The organism is Paenibacillus sp. PastF-3, from assembly GCF_029893135.1.
Lineage (GTDB): Bacteria > Bacillota > Bacilli > Paenibacillales > Paenibacillaceae > Paenibacillus_AQ > Paenibacillus_AQ nitricinens.
Window position 1 is genome coordinate 233,313 of the sequence record NZ_JARXWM010000007.1, and the last position, 16,075, is coordinate 249,387.

Consider the following 16,075-nt stretch of genomic DNA (forward strand, 5'->3'; position numbering starts at 1 on the left):
CAACCTCTTTTTTCCCTTAGGAGATCAATTTGGATTCTTCGGCTTTCTCAGCCGCCTTATCGATATAACGCTCCAGCGGCTTCTTGAGTGTTAGCGCCAATAAGAGTGCTAGTACACCGAATAGGATCAAATAAAGACAATCGCGAATCGCCACTTCCGGCAGAATCCCCCCTACCGCTTCCCGCATTAGACTAATCGCATAAGTAAAAGGCATAAACGGATTCAACATCTGAAAGAAATGCCCTGTTGTACTGATTGGAAACGTACCGCCAGAGCTTGAGAATTGAAGTACCATAAATACGATCGCTATCCCCTTCCCTACATTGCCGAATACGGAGACCAGCGTAAATACAATCATCACGAATACGATACTAATCAATACTGCAAAAAGGACAAACCACACCTTATCCACCACATAACATTTCAGAATAAAAATATTGCCAAGTACAGCCACCAGCGCTTGAAGAATCCCAACCGTAAGAAACGTCAGCAGTCGTCCAAAATACAATTGATATCGCTTGTACACAATCCCCTCCGCATCCACCCCCGTACGAAGAAGTGAGATAAGAAGTGTACCGCCCACCCATAAAGAAAGTACAACATAAAAAGGAGTCATAGCCGACCCATAGTTCGGAATAGGATATAACTTATTCTCTTTTAACACTACCGGATTGGCCAAAAAATCACTCTTGCTCTTAATATCCCCTCCGAGCAGCTCAGCAATTTCTCCCAGATCCACTTCATCTTTGATCTGACGGATGGTAGCTGCTGCTTTACGAATCGAATCTTCCAGGATTGGAAGATCATTTCGCACCAAGTCCGCTGCGACCGCCACCCCCTTATCCGCACGGGGGAGGCCTGTACGAATCAGATCAGAAATCTGATGCACGCGTTCCTCTACAGCCGGCAGATCCTGACGGACGAAATTTGCGGCTTGTTGTATCTTCTCCCCTGCGGCAGGCAAGCTGCTCTGAATAAGTGGAAGTGTATCGCGAATGAAAGCACCAAAGTTCTGTGTCTTATCTGCGACACCACTGGCTGCTGTATGTACCGCTTCACGAATCGCTGGTAAGTCCTGCTGTAGACTAGCCAAGCTCGATTGTCCGAATTCAATCGCTGACACGGTTTCTTCAAGTAGGGTACCCAGCGCAGATAGACGATCTGGAACCTGCTCCAGTGCTGTAGCTGTAGTCTCAGCAGCCGTAGTTAATTGCTCTAATGTATTTTTTATAGCAGGAATAGTTGCCGTTTCATATCTGGAAATAAGCATAGCAACGGCTGCGTTCCCTTCATCAGATTTAAGGCCCAATTGCTCAACATTACTCGGATCAGGCTGACCATCCTTTTGAAGATCCGTTGCCAAGGAATTTACCAATGTAGTCTGTCTGCTCAAGGCATGGTTTACATCCTTTAAAATGCTGATCTCCGCATTAGGCACTGTTCCTGGGGAGAATGTATTCAGTGCCGATAACAAAGAAAGCGTATGATCAATTACGCTACTTCCCGATGCTAAGTGAGCGGATACTAACTCAAGTTGCTCGCTCACCGCTTGCGGGTCAATATCCTTTCCCTGCAACTGTTCAACAAGTTGAACTACTGTATTCTCCGTTTTTTGCAGGAGGTATATATTTTGTTTGAGGGCGGCAGGTACTGCCTCAAATGCAGCATTACTCTTCTCTAAGAATTGCTGAAGCTCCAGAACAAAATCATTTCCAGCGGCTGCAATCTTGTCGGCCTTAGGTAACGCAGTTAGGGCAGTGTTAACAATCTTGTTGGCTCCAGCAAGACCTTCAGCCGCCTTATCCATGATTTGTTCAACTTCGCCAAAATGATTATCGAGTTGAACGATTAGCTGTGCGGCTTGTTCAATTTTGGGCAGCTTATCCTGCAGTGCGTCTAAATGATCTGCAGCATCGGCAATTTGCGGCCAATGTTCAGCTATTTTTTCTAAAGCTAGGCCCGCCTTCTCTACCTCAGGCAGTTTGTTCTCCAGTTTAGAGATACGCTCTGCTGATGCATGAATTTGTGGCCAATTCTCCTCAATTTTCAATACACTTTGGCCTGCCGTTTCAATCTCAGGAAGACTTGCCTCTAGTTTAAACAAACCTTTTTCTACCTTGCGTATAATAGGCAGTTCCGATTGGAACTTTGCATCAATTTCCTTTAAAGCAGTAAATACCGTTTCGCTAATCGTTTCCGTAAAATTCTCACTGATTTGCGTAGTGATTGAAGAGGCGCCTTTATCCGTGATTTTTGGAGCAATCGCATTTATCTTCTCATTGACGGTGTATTCAATTTCTGGTTTCACGATCCTGCCTTCAAGGATTCCCGTCATACGCTTTGAGAAATCAGCAGGGATAACAATACTGGCATAATAGTCTCCACGTTTCACGCCGTTATGCGCAGCTTCTGCATCTACGAAGGTCCAGCCTAAGTTTTTATTATTCCGAAGGCTTTCCAAGACGTCATTGCCGATATTGAAGCTCTTATCCTTCACAGCGGTTCCTTCATCCAGACTGGTTACAGCAATCTTAATGCCAGAGGTGTTACTGTAGGGATCCCATACTGCTGCAACATTAAACCAATCATATACAGAAGGTAATACTACCAAGGCAGCGATCAGGAACACGGCCACAGGAACCTTAAATACGTTGCGCCAGTCGTTCCTATAAATCCGTAGTATTCCACCCATTCGTTGCTCCCCCTAATCTGTATGTTTTGACATTTTAATATGCCCGAGGAGACAAACTTTTACTATCATTTTCAGTGGATTCACGACTGGCATCTTTTTTCAGAAATTTTTTAAAAAAATTGCAACAAAACCTGCCCGTTTAACGTAATAGAAGTATATAGCCCGTTTAGGAAAAAACATAGCGGGTAATAAGCTATATACAACCTTTTTACATATCTCAAGGGGGAGATTTCTAATGTTTAAGAAAAAGTCAGCGTATGTGTTACCGGTTGTTGTTCTATTGTTTCTTTCCCTAATTACTACTGCTAGTACCGTTGGAACACGAGTAGATGCGCAAGATAGTGGCAAGACTCAGCAACAGACGGTATATATTCATACTATTCAATCCGAGAATGGCAAGCTTTCCATTACAGCCGATGAAATAAACTGGTATCAGGGTGCTGATGCTGACCGAGTCTTTGCTGAAAGAGACCCGGAAGGTGCAGCAGAAATTGGCGGAGCTCCAGACGGATATTATGTTGTTAATGATGTTGATACACTGACAACCTATCCGATCGCTGATAACGCAACAGTCACCATGCAGATCTTTGATCACACTGGTAACATTGAGGACTTAGACATTCAGTGGAACGAAGCCATTACCTTACAGCAATTTATCGATCAATTTAATAAGACGGATATTTTCGATCTAAGCCAATTCCCTTATCACCTTACGATTCAGGACGGCGTAATCACTTCCATCGTGCAACAATATATACCTTAAGCAGCAACATGTAACAAATGAAAAAGAGGGTTACCCAGCGGCCTTTAACGTGGCTTATGGGTAACTCTCTTTTTTTACAAAACAGATTTATTGCGCATCCTTAACAGGAACTCCAAAATTCGGCGTGCCATCTTCATTCCAATGGAAGACCTGAGCACGAGTATGACGGTTTGGATCATAAAGAGGATCGCCAGTAATTTCTTTATAATTGCGGCAGTGGTAGATGAGCACATCTTCCCCATTTTCATTGACCGTAAAGCTATTGTGGCCAGGACCGAATTGTCCATTTTCTTCATTCGTTTGAAATACAGGATTGGGTAGTTTAGTCCATGAATCGGCCTCCAGAAGTTCACTGTCTTCATCCGCAACTAATAGTCCCATACAATAATTGTAGTCTGTAGCACTAGCCGAGAAGCTGATAAAGATACGACCATTACGTTTCAATACTGCTGCACCTTCATTGACTTTGTACCCAATAACTTCCCAGTCATGTTCAGGCGTAGCAATCATAGTCTGAGGACCTGTGAGTGTCCACGGATTGCTCATTTCAGAGATATACAGATTAGAATTCCCCTCAATATTCAGATCCTTCTGAGCCCATACATAGTACAGTTTTCCTTTATGCTGAAACGTGGTCGCATCCAAAGCGAACGATTCCCAAGCGGTCTTCACTTGACCTTTTTCTACCCATGTTCCTTCTAAGGGATTAGCAGATGCATTCTCGAGCGCAAACATCCGGTGATCGAACAAACCATCCGTCGTCTCCGTAGTCCGTGCTGCGGCAAAGTAAATGTACCATTTCCCGTCTATGTAATGAATTTCCGGCGCCCAAATGTTAGCACTAAGTGGCCCCGTCTCATACTTGCGCCAAGCTACAACTGGTTCTGCAGTAGTTAATCCTTCGATGGTTGTCGATCTTCTTACTTCGATCCGGTCGTATTCTGGAACAGAAGCTGTGAAATAGTAATAGCCATCCGTATGTTTATATACCCATGGATCAGCACGTTGCTCCACCAATGGGTTGTTGTACGCTCTACTCGTATCCATAATCTCTCTCCTCTATAAAAGCTTTAACAATGCAGAACCATGCGGTGGAAGAAGCTGCTTAACCCCTTCATTAACAACCTCCAGGTCACGGCCTAGCCATAGATCACGGATCGTGCTTGGAATGGAAACATGAAGCTGCTGAAACGATATTTGAAGCGTCGACTCTTCATCACTGAGATTGAACAACGCTACATAATGGTTACCTTGCTCATCCTCAGAAGTCCAGATCGCATACTCTTCATTCCGCTCTACCTGTCTACCACCCTTACCAAAATGATGCAGATGAAGCACTTCCTTATTGGTTAACAAAGATAAAGTCCACTCATCATTGTCTCTAAGCTCCCCTCCGAACATTAAAGGCGAACGGAAAATAGCCCAGAGTGTCATCATGGTAACCTGTTCGTCAGGAGTAAACCTTGTAAATCTGTCTCCCCCGCCATCAACAGAACGAATTCCAAGATGACCTAGCGGCAGCATATCACAATCCGGCCAATGGCCTGGCTGAACGTAGGAAGCCCACTTCTCACAGCGCTCGAACATTCCGCGTAGCAAATGCCAATGATCCCAATAATCGTCAGTCATTCTCCACAGGTTTGCGTGATCAGCTAAGTGTTTCGCATCTTCCACTGGAGCAGGTCCAGGGGAAAGACTAAGCACCATTTCGCGACCACAGCGGTCGATAGCCTTACGGATCATGGCAACTTCGTCTTTGTGGTATCCATAAATACGTGAAGCGGCAATATCATCTACTTTCACATAATCAACGCCCCAACTGGCATACAGCTGAAAGAGCGAATCATAATAAGCCTGACTGCCTTCTTTAGAAGCATCTACTCCATACATATCTGTATTCCATGGACAAATAGAATTGGGATGAGCGATATCACGTGCAGTTTGCTTAGATCCTAGAATGGCACTGCCAGCATGAACGGCCTGACGAGGAATTCCACGCATAATATGTATGCCAAATTTCAACCCTAATCCATGCACATATTCAGCAAGTGGAGCAAAACCTCTGCCTCCCTTAGCGGAAGGAAAACGATTTTCTGCCGGTTGAAGTCTGGAATACTCGTCCATGACCAGCGGTACAAAGTTACGATATTGCGAAGAGTTCGCTCCAGGCTCATACCACTGAATATCCACAACAACATATTCCCAGCCGAATTCCTTCAAATAAGCAGCCATATATTCAGCGTTGCCTCTTACCTCTTCTTCATTAACACTAGCTCCGTAACAGTCCCAGCTATTCCAGCCCATCGGGGGCGTTGCAGCTAACATAATGATTTTCACGTCCTTTTCTAAGACTTTCAGTTTAAAAATAGCATAGACAAAAAGACTTGTAAATATATTTATTTAAACCTTTTAATACTTTTATAAAATAAATAGTTAAAGTAACAGGATTACGGTGTAAAATCATCTCTTTTTGTAAATTAGTTTCATTAATTTTTAAATTAAATTAGATTAGATGCAAAAACAGGAAAAAAACTCCCTTATTTTTATCATTCTACAAAATAAGGAAGGATGCTTTATTTATATGCTATATTAGTTTATAATTTCATAAAACAGTATTCATTTATGACCATTTGGAAGAAGGTATTGATAAAATGATCTATATTAAAGATTTAATGAGTGGTCTTGAAATATTCAAGGCGCTTAGTTCTGAAATCAGAATCCTCATACTCGAACTTTTAGCTACCAATCAAGCACTGAATCTGAATGAAATTGCCAAGAAGCTGAATCTCAGCAATGGCGCAATCACGATGCATATTAAAAAGCTAGAAGAAAGCGGTCTCATCGAGATAAACACATCCGTGGGTAAACACGGTATTCAGAAGGTCTGCTATTTAAATAAGGATAAGCTTATTGTTGATCTTCGCAGCAAGGATGTTGATAATCTCTACGAAGTAGAAATCCAAGTAGGACATTATAGCAACTATCAGGCTGTTCCGACCTGCGGACTTGCTACCAAAGACAGCATAATCGGGGATTTTGATGAGCCGCGTTATTTTGCAGACCCCCAACGGATTGAAGCTGAGATCATATGGATGGGCGAAGGTTTTCTCGAATATAGAGTTCCGAACTATCTTAAAGCTAATCAAACGTTCCGTGAAATCCAATTCTCGATGGAGATTGGCTCTGAGGCCCCAGGATCTAACGATAACTACCCTTCCGATCTTTATTTTTACTTAAATGGAATTGAAATCGGCTACTGGACTAGTCCTGGAGATTTCGGAGACACCCGTGGAACGTTTAATCCAGACTGGTGGCCTCCACATTTAAACCAATATGGTATGCTCAAACTGATCCGTATTAATAATGAAGGCAGCTTTATTGACGGCTGCCGGATTTCTGACGTGACCCTGGATGATATCCAGCTTGATTACAAGAGCGAGCTTACTTTCCGGATAGCTGTAACGGACAAGCCTGTAAACAAACGCGGACTCACCATTTACGGCAAACATTTCGGCAACTATAGCCAGGACTTGCTGGCGCGTGTACTATATGATGTTCATGAAGTTGAAATTGGCGCTTCTCGTACTGCTGTTACCTTATCAGAGTAAACCATTTAAACAAAAAGACCGCAGAAGCAGAAATTTCTGTTCTCCGGTCTTTTTTACCTTCGTATATTTTTTTGGGTTTGACTCATAATAACCTTGTCTCCCAAACCACCGAGAAGGAGTGTTTCGAATGCGTGAAGGTCTAATTCCCGCTGTTCTTGGAACCGTCGTAACCGCTTCAAGCGCCGCTTTTCTTGGAAGCAAGTATAAGATGGCAGCAACAGGCGTACTTGGATTTGGTCTGGCTCATGTCGTATTGGGTGCCATTGATCTGTTTGAGCATCGGTAAGGATTGGAAGATGCCGGGTGGCATAAACACTGCCCGGTTTTTTGTTTTACATAAGTACGAAGTCAAAAAAAGGGTGTCCCATCAGCTATTTTCATAGCTAATGAGGCACCCCTCTTATTATTATGGAAATATTTATTTTATAGCAATATAAAATAAACGTTCCGCATCATCATCCGCCTCTATCCACTCGAAATCGGCGTAAGTCTTCACATCACTAAATCCAGCCTTAAGCAGTTCATCCATCATCCACTGGGGATCGTAGGCACGCTGAATATGCGTCTCTTCGAAACGGCGATATACATCACTCCGTCCCTCTTCGCGGGCGAAAATAGACAGATGATGTTCTATTTCGCGGCGTGGAACATCCATCTCACAAGTCCAAATATAAGACACCGATGGTTCATCCAGAATAAAAGGCTGTTCTTCTTCATAACGGATCAGTGTATTTGGATGATGCACATCGAACAGAAAGGTGCCGCCTTGCTTCAGTCCTGCGAAAGTACTAGCAAAGACAGCTCTGATATCGTCTTCTTCCAGCACATAATTCAGACAATCACAGAAAGAAATCACAGAATCCACAAGCTCTGGAAGCTCCCATTCCTTCATATTTTGTCTAATCCAACGAACACTACCTTCGCGCAAGAAGCGCCGTCCCTGGGGATGCTCTTCCATTTTGCGCTGTGCCACTGAGAGCATATCTGAAGATAGATCGATTCCGGTCATATGATACCCTGAACCCGCCAAAGGAATAGTGATACTCCCGGTGCCGCAGCCAAGCTCAGCCACGGTTACAGGCTTACCGTATTTACTCCATGCGGTTTCAGCAAAGGAGATCCAATCAGGATACGGCATATCTGCCATGAGCTCATCGTATACATAAGCAAATTTCCCATAGGAAGACACTAGTACACCGCTTTCTATTACAACATTTAATGTAAATCTGTTATTGACCCATCAAGCATAAACGCCCTCGGCGTCCCTACAAGGACGGTAAGCGTTTAAGCGAGAAATATAAGGATAAAATATAGTGTGAAACTTATACTTTCTTATATTTTAATTATTCAGTTGTACCTTCATTTCCCTCGGTTGAATCTTCCTCTTCCTTAGGAGCAAGATACGTCCAATTCTCTTTTTGGGTAATATGGCCTTCCTTCATCAGCTTTCCAAGCGCACGCTTAAAGGCTGATTTACTAATTCCGAAGCGCTGCTTGATAATATCCGGTGGTGTTGCATCCGAATAAGGCATCGCTCCACCCGGACGGGCATGCAAGAATTCTAAAATCGTGGCAGAGTCTACATCCATGCCTACTTCTTTACGGAGCCCCATAGAAAGGTTAACCCGACCATCCTCGCGAATATGGGAGACACGTGCTTCGAACTGCTCTCCAAGACGTAGTAGACGACTCCGTTCAGAGGAATGGACCATACCGATAATACCAAAGCCTAAAACCCCAGCATCTACAAGAACAAAAGTCCCCATCTGCAGCGGTTTGTAGACTCGGGCTGTCACAGTCTGTCCCATCCAGGATTCAGGCGCAGGAAGAGCTAACGGAGCTAGTTCCTGTTCTCCGGCTAGTTTAGCACGAAGACGTCCCTGTTTATCATGCTCCATAATCGCATACACATAGTCGCCGATCTGAGGGCGCAGCTCTGGAAGCTCCGGAAGCTCGCGAATGGGCAGCAGCAGCTGCCGTCCGAGACCCATTTCCAAGAAGCAGCCTAGACGCGGATGGATATCAGCCACTTCCAATAAGGCCATTTCGCCCAATGTTAGAAACGGTTTCTTCATTGTTGCCGCTAGACGATCCTCGGTATCGAAGAAGATAAAGACTTCAACTTTATCGCCTGTCTTAACCTTCTCGGTAAGCTCCGTATAATGCAGCATAACATCCTGATCTCCTGCGTTCAGGAAAAATCCGTATGGGGATACCTCTCTTACTACATTAAGTGTAACTGTAGTTCCTGCAATCAGGCTCATACAGTCTCCACTACCTTCGCATCCGACCACAGACGCTCGATATTGTAGTATTCACGTTCATCGCGGTGGAAAATATGAACAATAACATCTCCAAGATCCATCAGCACCCAACGTGCTGAATCCATTCCTTCGATCCCCTTAATTACGCCGCCTGCTTCATGGACCACTTTACGGACTTCGGTAGCGATGGACTGAACTTGAGTATCCGAATTACCGTGACAGACAACAAAGTAATCACTAATCGGTGAAACAGTACGCAGATCTAATGCCACTACGTTCATTGCTTTTTTATCTTCCACAGCCTTAAGGGCCAGTTCTAACAGCTTGCTTGGTTGTACACTCATATTTTATCCTCCAATATTCTAACTAAATCATTACGCGCCAGTACCGTTAACGGAAAGATCACTCGGCGTTTTTCCAGTAGCAAACTAATCGTAGAATCAAATCCAGCGACTAGTCCTTCTTCCAAACTTACTTTTGCCAGCTTACGTATCTTATCAACCCCTGGAAAATCGCGGCCAGGCTCGATATAGTCGGCGAGACAGACAATTTTCTCAAGTAAACTCATATCTTCACGACCTGAGGTGTGAAAACGGATTGCATTAAGAATATCTGGATCTGTGATCCCATAATCTTGCTCTGCTACAAAGGCACCTACTTCCGAATGCCACAGCTGTTTGTCATGCTTCAGAAGATTCAAGTTCAGATGATTCTGCTCGATAATCTCCTTCATTCTCTCCACAGGCCAATACTTGGCCACATCATGCAGAATTGCCGCTGTCTCCGCACGCTCAGGATCAGCGCCATATTGCTCCGCTAGTTGAATGGATGACTCCATGACGCCCAGTGTATGCTTCCAGCGCTTAGCAGGCATTTGTGTCGAGACCGCCTCAATCAGAGCTTCGCGGCTGTATGCCATACAATCCACTCCTTTGAACATATTCGAACACTGCCTCAGGTACCATATAACGTATGGATTTGCCAGTTGCAGATCGTTCTCTTAACATCGTTGACGAAATATCAACCAGAGGCATATCTGCTAGCAGTACCTTCTCTGCTATATAGGTTGGCAAAACGTCTAGATCAAGAGGTGTCCCCGGACGACCTACGCCGATAAATGTAAGCCGCTGTACAAGCTCTTCAATCTCGTTCCATTTCGGTAAATACTGGACCATATCCGCTCCGATAATAAAATAAAGATCGAAATGCGGATACGTCTCTTGCAGCCGTCTTATGGTCTCATACGTATAGGAAACGCCACCTCTGACAACTTCCCAATCTAATGTGCGAAAAGCTTCATGATTGTGTATCGCTTCCTCCACCATTGCCAGCCGATCTGCTCCAGATACCCCCGCCTCATGTTTATGAGGCGGAATATGCGAAGGCATAAACCATACTTCTTGAAGTCCATAAGTTTCTCTGGCTGCTTCCGCTGCCATCATATGTCCAATATGAAGAGGATCAAAGGTACCTCCCATAATTCCAACTTTCAAGAGGACGACCTCCTCGGTAGTATGCTTTCAAGTATTAGCGGGGCAGCTCAATGGTTTTGTTGTCACGCGATTCTTTGTACAAGACAATGGTCTTTCCGATCACTTGTACAAGCTCAGAACCCGATTGTTCAGCCAGCGCAGCACCGATCTCCTTGGGATTCTCAATATTGTTGCTCAGTATACTAATCTTCATAAGCTCACGCTTCTCAATAGCTTCTTCAATGTGGCGTACGAGGTGATCGTTTACTCCACCTTTGCCCACTTGGAAAATAGGATCGAGGTGATGCGCCAATGAACGAAGATACCGTGTTTGTTTACCAGTTAACATAAATGAATAACTCCTTAATTAACATATATTATTACCCTAAATTGATGAATCCATTTCTTATTCTTTTCCACCCAGACAATTGAGTATGGTCTTTCGCATGATTTCCGTAGGCGCAGGCTGTCCTGTCCAATACTCCAGTGCATAAGCCCCCTGATAGACAAACATCCCGAGGCCTCCATGAATCGTACAACCCCGTTCAAGTCCTTCTAACAATAGACGAGTGCGCAGTGGATTATAAATCAGATCACTTATGACCATCCCTGCACGAAGCAGTTCAGGATCTATAGGTGTCTCATCCATGTGAGGATACATGCCTACGGAAGTTGTATTGATCAGTACATCAATACCATCTAGCATTTCCGCTACTTCGTTCATGCTAATCCCGATCACATTCCCTTTGCTCTGGCACTCTGCAGCCAAGTCCTGTGCCTTATCAACACTGCGATTAGCGATAAGGATAGACGAAGGCTTCTCCTGAAGCAGTGCGGCAACAATTCCTCTTGCTGCGCCGCCCGCTCCAATCACCATAATCTTCGTACCTGACAAATCAGAAATAGCTTCCGCTTTAAGCGAACGTACATAACCGATTCCATCCGTATTATATCCGGTGAGTATTCCGTTATTGTTAACAATCGTATTGACTGCACCAACGGCTACCGCACTTTCATCTAATAGATCTACATAAGCCATCACCGCAACCTTATGCGGAATCGTCACATTTACCCCACGGAATCCAAGGGTGCGAATCGCTTGCACCGCATTCTCCAGATTGTCTGGAAGGATATGAAGCGGCACGTAAGCACCCGGAATTCCCAATGCTTGGAGTGCTGCTTCATGCATAATAGGCGATTTTGATTGTATAATAGGATCTCCCATTACGCCCAGTAAAATATTCCCGGTATTGTAGCCCTCGGTTGCAGTTATCAAAGACACTGTAATAGCCTCCCCGTTAGATCATCGAAGGGCGGGTAAGCACCTTCACACCACGCGGAACATGGATAGCCACGACTGCGCCTTCTGTCCCATTGACCTTAATCCAGCCCAAACCTGAAATATATAGATCGCTCCGACTGCCTTTATTAATTCGGAACTCATGCCGTTGCCATGGTGGCAGCTTGTCCATCCGGTCACTTCCTGGAGGAGACAACATTTCACCACGATGGTCCGCATAAAGGGAATCTGCACGTTCCAGTTTGGTGCGATGGATTTTTAAAGTACCACTAATAAAGCAAGTGAACGATTGATGCGGACCTTGCACGAAATCAAAACGTCCCAGTCCACCGAAAAATAACGTCTGTCCTTCATTCAACTGATAGACGGCAGGCTTCAACGGATTGGCTGGCATAACTGCATCCAGATCCTGACGCTCAACTAGTTCACTATAACGCCATGGATACACGATCCCTGGTGTATCAATAATATAGTGGCCATCATCTAGTGGGATTTTGACCGTATCAAGTGTAGTACCAGGGTAACGTGAAGTGGTTAACTCCTGTTCCAAATCGCTGTAGTCCGAAATCAGACGATTGATAAGCGTAGATTTCCCTACATTCGTTGCACCGACTACATAAACATCACGCCCACCACGCAGCTCTGTTACGGCTTCCAGTAAACGATCAAAGCCTTGATTACGTTTCGCACTACAAAGTACGATTTCAGCTGTCCGCAATCCTTCTTCTTTACAGCGTTGTTGCATCCAGTTACGCAGTTTATTCCAGTTCGTAACCTTAGGTAGCAGATCACATTTATTCACTGCAAGAATAACTGGGTTATTACCGACAAACCGCTGAAGACCGGAAATCAAACTGCCTTCAAAATCGAAAATGTCAACAATATGAATAACAAGTGCATTCTTCTCCCCTACTCCACTCAGCAAGCGAAGAAATTCATCCTGGTTCACAGAAACAGATGAAGCCTCGTTATAATTCTTAATCCGGAAACAGCGTTGGCAAATCACAGGGTCCCGGTCTAGTGCGACTTCCGGAAGGTATCCTGGTTGATCCTTATGCTCCATCTGAAGCTTGATACCACAACCGCTACACTTCTCAGGACGCTGTGTTTCACTTTGTTCGTTCATTACTATTTTTCCTCCTCGTGCCACAATCCTTTTTTACGAAGCCGTGTCAGAGCCACTCGCTCTACCCGACGATTAAATCTTGTGCCGAACCCTTCATCCTTCACGGAGATTGGCAGCACCAATACGGTATACAGGCCAAGCCGATTGCCGCCGTATACATCTGTAAGCATTTGGTCGCCCACCACAATCGTTTGCTCCGGTGGTAACTCCATCTGCTTCATCGCTTTGAGAAAAGGAGCATTACTCGGTTTCCGAGCCTGATGCACAAATTCAATATTAAGCGGTGTAGCAAAGCGTGACACCCGGTCCATGTTGTTATTGGATACGATGATGAGCTTAAAGCCCACTTCCTTCACCTTCTCAAACCACAACAACAGCTCCGGAGTAGCCACAGGCGCTTTGGCACCGACCAGTGTGTTATCCAGATCCGTAATGATTCCACGGTATCCCTGTCGATACAGCTCTTCTAGAGAAATATCGAATACCGTATTCACCCGGAGTTTGGGAACTAACCTTTCAAACAATACGTTCACCTCGATTTCATACAAAAAACTATAACATACTCCATGCGCTACGCAAATAAATCTATAGCAATGATTTACTGCCTAAACGCTATTTCTTGGATCTTATCGTTCTCCGCAGCCGCAAAGCTTCAGTATACACGCTCTGCCAGTCTTTGTCTTCAATAACATCAGGGCTATACTTTGCTTGTTCAAACATCGTTAGCAGTGAAGAAAGATGATTGGCCACAGCAGGTCGTTCCTGACTCCAGCGGACTACGGCTTCACGCAATGTTTCATGCTCTTCCTTCATCATTCCCTTACGATGCAAATACCTTACCCAACGCTCAGTTTCAGCCACAACTTTCTGATCAGGCGTTAAAGGTCGGCCCATTCGCATCTGTTGAACGAAGAAGCGCAACTTAAAGCGAATATGCCAAACTTTAAAAATAGTCCAGGATAATAATACAACCACTGCTGCCAAAACTACCCATAAACCCACATGGAAGCCTTGATCTGCTTGTGCATTAGTCACAGGTGCAGGTGTTGGTTCTGCCATTTCATCTTGATCTTCCGGATCTGTCTCAGGTATTTGCTCATTCTTAGTCAGGAGAGGAGTATTAAACCCTGGTGTAGCTTCAACAGGAATCCAACCATACTCACCAAAATAGACCTCTGCCCAGGAATGGGCATCTGCATTGGTAATCGTGTAATTATTATTTGCGGCACCTACCTGCTGCGCCAAATTCATAGGCAATTCCGCCTGTTCTCCAGGTGCATAACCCTTAACCCATCTTGCAGGGATGTTTAGGGAACGTGCCATAGTGACTAATGCCGTAGAATAATAATCACAGTAACCTTCCTTCAGCTCGAACAAAAAACCATCTACAAAATCCTCACTTGAAACACGTGTTATATCCGGCTTGTTGGTATATGGAAAGGTTTGTTGTAAGTATTGTTGCAAAAGTGCTGTTTTTTCATACGGTGTTGTTCCTTGTGCTGTAATTTCCTCGGCCAGATCTTTAACCCGTTGAGGGAAGTCATCAGGCAGCTGAAGAAAGCTTTCCTCCAGATCATTCCCTTTGTATAGTTCCTTATAGGTCTTTGCTGTCAATTCCTGAACAGGAATGACCGGAACTTCAGAAGTCAGCTCAAAGGTCGAAGGATAGTCGAGTTTCTTCCCGTCTATATCCCATAGAAGCTCACTATCACGATCTCTCCAGAAAAGACCCTTCCCAGCTGCCTCACCATTCAATGAATCCACCGAAGTTACAGAATAAGCACCGAATAACACCGGAAATTCATTATTGTTAAGCACTTTAACCGTCTGTTTCAATGTGCGGGTAGTGACCTTAGAAGCCGCATTTTGCTCCAAGGATTTCCCCGTCTCCACCTCTTCTAAACGTCCTCGCTTCAATCGATCCTTATCCGACCATCCACTTCCAGAATAGACTCTGCGTGTTTCTCCTCGCATATAAATACGTAAATCTGAAACCACTGTCATCACCGGGGTATAATCGAAGTTAAAGCCCCCGCCCAGGTTGTCATCATTCAGACTATAGCCTGACGAAGTATTGTTAACAGAGGAACCTGAACCCGTATTGGAGTTTGTTGTTCCAGTTGTGCTCTTACCAGAAGATTTTCCAATTCCATTCCACTCTTGCCACGCCGTATAAGGATCCTTCAAAGTAGGCCTTACATCCGGCATATTTACACCGATTAAAATAACCAGAGAGAAGACGATTGCGATATTCATGACTATTTTCGAGGGATATTCCAGCAAATGTACCCATCCACGCGGATAATGTAACTGAAAACTTCTTAGGTGCTGGCTGACAAGCCAGCCCATACCCGCAAATACCGTCCAAGCCACTTCCTGCCACAAAACAATAGATGTAAAGGAATCAAGCGCAGCCAGCGCTACAATGTTCATTCCTATAAACCATAAGATACGCTTCTTCGAGGATACCCACCAAGACGATAGCAACAACAAGGCAGAGGCACCAAGAGCAAACCAGATATACGGCACCATATACACACTAATATCCTGAAGCTTATCAAGAAGGGTTGTAGCCCATGGATCTGGAACATAAATTCCATAATTAGTAATGTTGCGATAAACGATATAGATAATAGCTGCTGCTTCTATAATCAGTCTGAATTGAACTTTAACAGGAATAAAAATCTCAATGATGGTAATCGTTAACAGGGCAGCCCATACAGAAGCAGTGGTTTGATTAAGCCAGATGGGTTCCGTATAAGAAATCCACTGCTGTGCAATAATCAATAGCCATAACAGGCCGACGGAACGGTGCCAGGAGAATTTTATCTGATTCCACCAGGTTCTCAT

At 44.4% G+C, this 16,075-nt stretch carries 16 protein-coding genes; 3 read left to right on the forward strand and 13 right to left on the reverse strand.

Annotated elements, in window-relative coordinates; genetic code table 11:
* Window positions 1–16: 16 nt before the first annotated feature.
* Window positions 17–2,692, reverse strand: a complete 2,676-nt coding sequence (locus M2444_RS16135; RefSeq protein ID WP_280787457.1) for a YhgE/Pip domain-containing protein — start codon at window positions 2,690–2,692, stop codon at window positions 17–19.
* Between the two features lie 235 nt (window positions 2,693–2,927).
* On the opposite strand from M2444_RS16135, the gene M2444_RS16140 reads away from it, so the two are divergent.
* Window positions 2,928–3,455: a hypothetical protein gene (locus M2444_RS16140; RefSeq protein WP_094871576.1), complete on the forward strand. Its 528-nt coding sequence runs from the start codon at window positions 2,928–2,930 to the stop codon at window positions 3,453–3,455.
* Between the two features lie 87 nt (window positions 3,456–3,542).
* Here M2444_RS16140 and M2444_RS16145 read toward each other — a convergent pair whose 3' ends face one another.
* Window positions 3,543–4,502 (reverse strand): glycoside hydrolase family 43 protein, encoded by a 960-nt coding sequence (locus M2444_RS16145; RefSeq protein ID WP_280787458.1) that lies wholly within the window; start codon window positions 4,500–4,502, stop codon window positions 3,543–3,545.
* Window positions 4,503–4,514: 12 nt separating this feature from the next.
* Window positions 4,515–5,780, reverse strand: a complete 1,266-nt coding sequence (locus M2444_RS16150; protein ID WP_373455825.1) for a glycoside hydrolase family 27 protein — start codon at window positions 5,778–5,780, stop codon at window positions 4,515–4,517.
* A gap of 326 nt (window positions 5,781–6,106) precedes the next feature.
* On the opposite strand from M2444_RS16150, the gene M2444_RS16155 reads away from it, so the two are divergent.
* Together M2444_RS16155 and M2444_RS16160 are read left to right on the forward strand one after the other, a co-directional pair.
* The gene (locus M2444_RS16155; RefSeq protein WP_094871572.1) at window positions 6,107–7,063 is read left to right on the forward strand and encodes an ArsR/SmtB family transcription factor; all 957 of its coding nucleotides are present in this window, start codon (window positions 6,107–6,109) and stop codon (window positions 7,061–7,063) included.
* Window positions 7,064–7,190: 127 nt separating this feature from the next.
* A complete protein-coding gene (locus tag M2444_RS16160) occupies window positions 7,191–7,349 on the forward strand; it encodes a hypothetical protein (RefSeq protein WP_036675694.1) in 159 nt (52 codons plus the stop codon).
* Window positions 7,350–7,481: 132 nt separating this feature from the next.
* Here the strand turns inward: M2444_RS16160 and M2444_RS16165 are convergent, their stop codons facing one another.
* The 10 genes from M2444_RS16165 to M2444_RS16210 form a co-directional block, all read right to left on the reverse strand.
* The gene (locus M2444_RS16165) at window positions 7,482–8,252 is read right to left on the reverse strand and encodes a class I SAM-dependent DNA methyltransferase (RefSeq protein ID WP_280787459.1); all 771 of its coding nucleotides are present in this window, start codon (window positions 8,250–8,252) and stop codon (window positions 7,482–7,484) included.
* Window positions 8,253–8,406: 154 nt separating this feature from the next.
* A complete protein-coding gene (locus M2444_RS16170) occupies window positions 8,407–9,327 on the reverse strand; it encodes a CvfB family protein (RefSeq protein WP_094874284.1) in 921 nt (306 codons plus the stop codon).
* A complete protein-coding gene (rsfS, locus tag M2444_RS16175) occupies window positions 9,324–9,671 on the reverse strand; it encodes a ribosome silencing factor (protein WP_042185972.1) in 348 nt (115 codons plus the stop codon). The genes M2444_RS16170 and rsfS overlap by 4 nt, the downstream gene beginning before the upstream one ends.
* The gene (yqeK, locus tag M2444_RS16180; RefSeq protein WP_042185970.1) at window positions 9,668–10,246 is read right to left on the reverse strand and encodes a bis(5'-nucleosyl)-tetraphosphatase (symmetrical) YqeK; all 579 of its coding nucleotides are present in this window, start codon (window positions 10,244–10,246) and stop codon (window positions 9,668–9,670) included. The genes rsfS and yqeK overlap by 4 nt, the downstream gene beginning before the upstream one ends.
* Window positions 10,218–10,820, reverse strand: coding sequence for a nicotinate-nucleotide adenylyltransferase (locus M2444_RS16185; protein WP_280787460.1), 603 nt, complete (start codon window positions 10,818–10,820; stop codon window positions 10,218–10,220). Before M2444_RS16185 ends, yqeK begins: the two co-directional genes overlap by 29 nt.
* Window positions 10,821–10,854: 34 nt before the next feature.
* Window positions 10,855–11,148 (reverse strand): ribosome assembly RNA-binding protein YhbY, encoded by a 294-nt coding sequence (gene yhbY / locus M2444_RS16190; protein ID WP_042185967.1) that lies wholly within the window; start codon window positions 11,146–11,148, stop codon window positions 10,855–10,857.
* A gap of 57 nt (window positions 11,149–11,205) precedes the next feature.
* On the reverse strand, window positions 11,206–12,081 hold the full coding sequence (gene aroE, locus M2444_RS16195) for a shikimate dehydrogenase (protein WP_256990039.1): 876 nt from the start codon (window positions 12,079–12,081) through the stop codon (window positions 11,206–11,208).
* Window positions 12,082–12,097: 16 nt separating this feature from the next.
* Window positions 12,098–13,225 (reverse strand): ribosome biogenesis GTPase YqeH, encoded by a 1,128-nt coding sequence (gene yqeH / locus M2444_RS16200; RefSeq protein WP_094878359.1) that lies wholly within the window; start codon window positions 13,223–13,225, stop codon window positions 12,098–12,100.
* 2 nt (window positions 13,226–13,227) lie between these two features.
* Complete coding sequence (locus M2444_RS16205) at window positions 13,228–13,749, reverse strand: YqeG family HAD IIIA-type phosphatase (RefSeq protein WP_280787527.1); 522 nt, start codon at window positions 13,747–13,749, stop codon at window positions 13,228–13,230.
* Between the two features lie 88 nt (window positions 13,750–13,837).
* On the reverse strand, window positions 13,838–16,075 hold the full coding sequence (locus M2444_RS16210; protein WP_280787461.1) for a DUF4129 domain-containing transglutaminase family protein: 2,238 nt from the start codon (window positions 16,073–16,075) through the stop codon (window positions 13,838–13,840).

Excerpts from the sequence above, each read along its gene's own strand:
- M2444_RS16135 (WP_280787457.1), bottom strand. The coding sequence starts at position 2,692 with ATGGGTGGAATACTACGGATTTATAGGAACGACTGGCGCAACGTATTT.
- M2444_RS16140 (WP_094871576.1), top strand. The coding sequence starts at position 2,928 with ATGTTTAAGAAAAAGTCAGCGTATGTGTTACCGGTTGTTGTTCTATTG.
- M2444_RS16145 (WP_280787458.1), bottom strand. The coding sequence starts at position 4,502 with ATGGATACGAGTAGAGCGTACAACAACCCATTGGTGGAGCAACGTGCT.
- M2444_RS16150 (WP_373455825.1), bottom strand. The coding sequence starts at position 5,780 with ATGTTAGCTGCAACGCCCCCGATGGGCTGGAATAGCTGGGACTGTTAC.
- M2444_RS16155 (WP_094871572.1), top strand. The coding sequence starts at position 6,107 with ATGATCTATATTAAAGATTTAATGAGTGGTCTTGAAATATTCAAGGCG.
- M2444_RS16160 (WP_036675694.1), top strand. The coding sequence starts at position 7,191 with ATGCGTGAAGGTCTAATTCCCGCTGTTCTTGGAACCGTCGTAACCGCT.
- M2444_RS16170 (WP_094874284.1), bottom strand. The coding sequence starts at position 9,327 with ATGAGCCTGATTGCAGGAACTACAGTTACACTTAATGTAGTAAGAGAG.
- rsfS (WP_042185972.1), bottom strand. The coding sequence starts at position 9,671 with ATGAGTGTACAACCAAGCAAGCTGTTAGAACTGGCCCTTAAGGCTGTG.
- yqeK (WP_042185970.1), bottom strand. The coding sequence starts at position 10,246 with ATGGCATACAGCCGCGAAGCTCTGATTGAGGCGGTCTCGACACAAATG.
- yhbY (WP_042185967.1), bottom strand. The coding sequence starts at position 11,148 with ATGTTAACTGGTAAACAAACACGGTATCTTCGTTCATTGGCGCATCAC.
- yqeH (WP_094878359.1), bottom strand. The coding sequence starts at position 13,225 with ATGAACGAACAAAGTGAAACACAGCGTCCTGAGAAGTGTAGCGGTTGT.
- M2444_RS16210 (WP_280787461.1), bottom strand. The coding sequence starts at position 16,075 with ATGAGAACCTGGTGGAATCAGATAAAATTCTCCTGGCACCGTTCCGTC.